Source organism: Hydrogenivirga sp. 128-5-R1-1, assembly GCF_000171895.1.
Window position 1 is genome coordinate 1 of record NZ_ABHJ01000505.1, and the last position, 1090, is coordinate 1090.

The 1090-nt window shown below is 35.3% G+C and carries 1 protein-coding gene and 1 pseudogene; both read right to left on the reverse strand.

The window, feature by feature from the left end; all coding sequences use genetic code 11:
• Positions 1-271 (reverse strand): annotated as a pseudogene (locus HG1285_RS00325) (imidazoleglycerol-phosphate dehydratase); the annotation flags it as partial.
• Positions 268-993 carry an ATP-binding protein gene (locus HG1285_RS00320; RefSeq protein ID WP_008289698.1) on the reverse strand — a complete coding sequence of 242 codons (726 nt, stop codon included), beginning with the start codon at positions 991-993 and terminating at the stop codon, positions 268-270. The pseudogene HG1285_RS00325 and the gene HG1285_RS00320, both read right to left, overlap by 4 nt.
• Positions 994-1090: the final 97 nt, after the last annotated feature.

Here is a 1090-nt window from a genome sequence, read left to right on the forward strand (position 1 = left end):
ATCTCCTAATACCCTTTTTATCCCCTAATGCTTCTTTTATTGCCATACCAAGAACTATTCCAACATCTTCAACTGTGTGGTGATGACTGACATGAATATCACCAGTGGCCATAACTTCAAGGTCAATAAGGGAGTGCTTTGAAAATGTCTCTAACATATGGGTTAAAAATCCTACAGGGGTATCAACATTATATTTTCCTGTTCCATCCAGATTTATAGAAAGTTCTATCTGTGTTTCCCTTGTTTCTCTTTTTATTGTAGCTGTTCTCATCTTTTTACCTCATTTGTTGTTAATCTGCTTCCTCTTTTATCTTCACCTTTTACAGGTAAAACCTCGCACATCTCCGATAGTCTGGAGGCTATAGAGCTTCCCATCCTTTCTTCCAGTGTGTTTTCCAGTATATCCTCATCCCCTTTTTTCTGGGATTTTAGCTCTATATTTGATGTAATTATTATCGGTTTTAACTCATTATATCTGTTAATAATAATATAGTGTAAGATATCCCTTGCCCAGTCTGAAAGTCTCTCTGAGCCAAGGTCATCAAGGACAAGGATTGGAGTTTCTACCACTTCTTCAAGAATTTCCCGTGCCGAAGCTGAGCCATCGAAGGAAGATTTAAGCTTGAATAAAAGTGAACGGGTGTCATAAAAAAGTCCTACTATTCCTTTTCTTCTGAAGAACTCCTTTAGAATACCAACAGCCAAATGGGTTTTCCCGACTCCCGGTTTTCCAACAAGGAAAAGGCCTTTTCCTTTTAGATAGTCATCAGAGTTTATATAATCCTCAATTCTGGTCAATATAAATTTATGTCCGTATTTTTTATCTGGAATAAAATTAGACAGATCTTTATCCCTATATCTATTAGGAATGTTCATTCTTTTGAAGATTGTGTCTGTGATATCTGAGTATCTGCAGACACATTTTGTAACACCATTTTCTTTAATAATCCAGCCGAGGCCACCACATATGGCACATTCTTTATTATTTTCCATAGAATACTCCAATGGATTTTTGAGATATAAAATATAATTTTTAGAAAAATTTAACAAGGGATAACTTTTAATGTTCCATAATGCCGTAGAAAATCAT